General features: G+C 76.2%; 3 protein-coding genes and 1 pseudogene. 3 read left to right on the top strand and 1 reads right to left on the bottom strand.

Going from position 1 to position 3,482, the window contains the following annotated elements; translation table 11 throughout:
- Nucleotides 1–611, top strand: a pseudogene (locus tag AB0K09_RS31520) (primosome assembly protein PriA); the annotation flags it as partial.
- Nucleotides 612–813: 202 nt separating this feature from the next.
- Here AB0K09_RS31520 and AB0K09_RS31525 read toward each other — a convergent pair.
- Nucleotides 814–1,311, bottom strand: coding sequence for a hypothetical protein (locus tag AB0K09_RS31525; RefSeq protein WP_366068815.1), 498 nt, complete (start codon nucleotides 1,309–1,311; stop codon nucleotides 814–816).
- Nucleotides 1,312–1,593: 282 nt separating this feature from the next.
- On the opposite strand from AB0K09_RS31525, the gene fmt reads away from it, so the two are divergent.
- Both fmt and AB0K09_RS31535 read left to right on the top strand, forming a co-directional pair.
- Complete coding sequence (gene fmt, locus AB0K09_RS31530; RefSeq protein ID WP_366068816.1) at nucleotides 1,594–2,538, top strand: methionyl-tRNA formyltransferase; 945 nt, start codon at nucleotides 1,594–1,596, stop codon at nucleotides 2,536–2,538.
- 39 nt (nucleotides 2,539–2,577) lie between these two features.
- The coding region (locus tag AB0K09_RS31535) for a transcription antitermination factor NusB (protein WP_366068817.1) at nucleotides 2,578–3,482 on the top strand (905 nt) is incomplete at its 3' end.

Genomic DNA, 3,482 nt, shown 5'->3' on the forward strand with positions numbered 1-3,482 from the left:
CCGTGCCCGGCGGGCCGGCTCTGGTCGTCGCCACGCCGGGTGCGGAGCCCGTGGCCGAGGGCGGCTATGCCGCCGCCCTGCTGCTGGACGGCTGGGCCCTGCTGAACTTCCCCGACCTGCGGGCGGGCGAGGAGGCGCTGCGCCGCTGGCTGGGCGCCGCCGCGTTGGTGCGGGGGCAGGAGGCCGGCGGCACGGTCGTGGTCGTCGCGGAGCCGACGCTGCGGCCCGTGCAGGCGCTGGTCCGCTGGGACCCTGCGGGGCACGCGGTGCGTGAGCTGGCCGACCGGGCGGAGCTGGGCTTTCCGCCCGTCTCCCGGATGGCGGCGGTGACCGGCCCGCCGGAGGCGGTCGCGGACTTCCTCGCCATGGCGGAACTCCCGGCCGGGGCGGAGGTGCTCGGCCCGGTCCCGCTGCCGGAGCCGCCGCCGGGGCGCCCGCGCCGGACCGGGGAGGCCCCGGCGGGGGAGCGCTGGGAGCGCGCGCTCGTCCGCGTCCGTCCCGGGCAGGGGGCGGCGCTGGCGGCGGCGCTCAAGACGACGCAGGCGGTGCGGTTGGCCCGGGGGCAGGGGGAGCGGGTCTGGCTCCGCGTGGACCCGCCGGACATCGGCTGATCCCGCGCCTCACGCGCCTTGCGGGGCGCGCCCCGCGGTTTGCGGGCAGTCGTTCCGCTCCCGAACCGCGGGTGGGCACATGCCACCCACCGGGCCGCACCTGGTGCTCCCGCACCGACCAGGCACCGCCGAGGAGTGTGCCGATGCACGCATCGCTTGCCACTGCCGGCCGGTGGTCAGTGTGTGCCCATCGGCGGCGGGCCTAGCCGTGGCGCGGGCCCGGGAAGGGCGTGGCGGGCCTGGTTTCCTCGCGGTGGGGGACCGTGCGGGCCGCCGGGACGACCGGGACCGGGGGCGCCTCGGCCGTGCGCGTGGTGCCGGGCTCGGCCGCCTCCGCCGCCGTCTGCCCCGCGGAGCGCCGCGCGCCGTAACGCCGGTGCACCGCCTGCTTGGTGACGCCGAGCGCGGAGCCCACCGCGTCCCAGGAGAAGCCCAGCGAGCGGTCGAAGTCGACGGCCGCCGTGACCAGCGTCTCCACGCTGTCGCGCAGCTCCTGCGCCAGCCGGACGGTCGGCGCCGGGGCGCGGCCGTAGACGACGAAGCCGGCGGACGGCCCGGTGCGGCGCGGACGGTAGACGTTGCCCAGCTGGGCGGTGAGGGTGCGCAGGGCGTCGACCTGGCGGCGGACCCTCTCGATGTCCCGGACCAGAAGATGCAGGCTGGCCCGTGCCTGGGCGTCGTGGGTTGCGTGGTCGGGCATGAACAAGCCTCTCGGACCGGCGTTGAAGGACGATGGAGGACGAGAGTTGACGGCCGGACGTCAAGCCGACGACCGGCCAACGCAACGGAAGCGGGCCGCTGTTGCGGCCCGTTTCGGTCAATCTCTCTTGACCCAACGCGCCACGGGCCGCCGGGTCACGGTATGGGGGCGCACATCCTTCGGAATGGGGCGCGCGAAGGCCCGTACGCCCCCTGGGGCGAGGGCACATCTAGACTGGTGGGCCGTTCCGCTCGGCGCTCGAGGAGAGGTAGTTCCGCACCCATGAGGCTCGTCTTCGCCGGTACCCCCGAGGTCGCCGTTCCCGCCCTCGACGCGCTGATCGCGTCGGACCGACACGAGGTCGTCGCCGTCGTCACGCGTCCCGACGCGCCCGCCGGACGGGGCCGCAGGATGGTCGCCAGCCCCGTGGCGCAGCGCGCCGAGGAGGAGGGCATCGAGGTCCTCAAGCCGGCCCGCCCGCGCGATACGGACTTCCTCGACCGGCTGCGCGAGATCGGCCCCGACTGCTGCCCCGTCGTCGCCTACGGCGCCCTGCTGCCCCGGCCCGCGCTGGACATCCCGGCGCACGGCTGGGTGAACCTGCACTTCTCGCTGCTGCCCGCCTGGCGCGGAGCCGCCCCCGTCCAGCACTCGATCATGGCCGGTGACGAGGTCACCGGCGCCTCCACCTTCCTCATCGAGGAGGGCCTGGACTCCGGCCCGGTCTTCGGCGTGCTGACGGAGCAGGTCCGTCCGACGGACACCAGCGGCGATCTGCTGACCCGGCTCGCGTTCGCCGGCTCCGGGCTGCTCGTCGCGACCATGGACGGCATCGAGGACGGCACGCTCAAGGCCGTCCCGCAGCCGGCCGAGGGCGTCTCCCTCGCACCGAAGATCAGCGTCGAGGACGCCCGCCTGGACTGGGCCGCGCCCGCCCTGCGCGTCGACCGCGTCGTGCGCGGCTGCGCCCCCGCGCCCGGCGCCTGGACGACCTTCCGGGGCGAGCGGCTGAAGGTCATGTCCGTGGCCCTGCGCCCCGACCGCACCGACGTGGCCCCCGGCGAGATCGCCGCCGCCAAGAACTCGGTCCACGTCGGCACCGGCTCGCACGCGGTGGAGCTGCTGTGGGTCCAGCCCCAGGGCAAGAAGCCGATGCAGGCCGCGGACTGGGCGCGCGGGGTGCGGATCGCCGCGGGCGAGACGCTCGGGGACGCGGCCAGGCCGTAGGCTGGGGTTCCTCGTCATCCCAGCTCCGGAGCACCTTTCGTGAACGACCAGGCCCCCCGCCGATCGCACAGCCGTCCCGCGAAGCCGCACCGCCGGCCCAAGAAGGACCCGGTGCGGATCCTCGCCTTCGAGGCGCTGCGGGCCGTCGACGAGCGGGACGCCTACGCGAACCTCGTGCTGCCGCCGCTGCTGCGCAAGGCCCGAGCCAAGGGCGGTTTCGAGACGCGCGACGCCGCGCTCGCGACCGAGCTGGTGTACGGGACGCTGCGCCGGCAGGGCACCTACGACGCGATCATCGCGGCCTGCGTCGACCGGCCGCTGCGCGAGGTCGACCCGCCCGTGCTGGACGTGCTGAGCCTGGGCGCCCACCAGCTGCTCGGCACGCGCATCCCCACGCACGCGGCGGTCTCGGCCAGCGTCGAGCTGGCCCGGGTCGTGCTCGGCGACGGACGGGCGAAGTTCGTCAACGCCGTGCTCCGCAAGGTCGCCGCGCACGACCTCGACGGCTGGCTGGAACGGGTCGCCCCGCCGTACGACGAGGACCCCGAGGAGCACCTCGCCGTCGTCCACTCCCATCCGCGCTGGGTCGTCTCCGCGCTGTGGGACGCGCTCGGCGGCGGTCGCGAGGGCATCGAGGAGCTGCTCGCCGCCGACAACGAGCGGCCCGACGTAACCCTCGTCGCCCGCCCCGGGCGGGCCACCGCCGACGAACTGCTGACCGCGCTCGGCGAGGGCGCGGGCGTGCCGGGCCGCTGGTCGCCGTTCGCCGTACGGCTCGCCGAGGGCGGCGAGCCGGGCGCGCTGGACGCCGTGCGCGAGGGCCGGGCGGGCGTCCAGGACGAGGGCAGCCAGCTGGTCGCCCTGGCTCTCGCCGCCGCGCCGCTGGAGGGCCCCGACACCTCCGCGGAGGCCGAGCAGTGGTACCGGCAGGCCGCCGCCCGCGG

This window comes from Streptomyces sp. NPDC049577, from assembly GCF_040675635.1.
Taxonomy (GTDB): domain Bacteria; phylum Actinomycetota; class Actinomycetes; order Streptomycetales; family Streptomycetaceae; genus Streptomyces.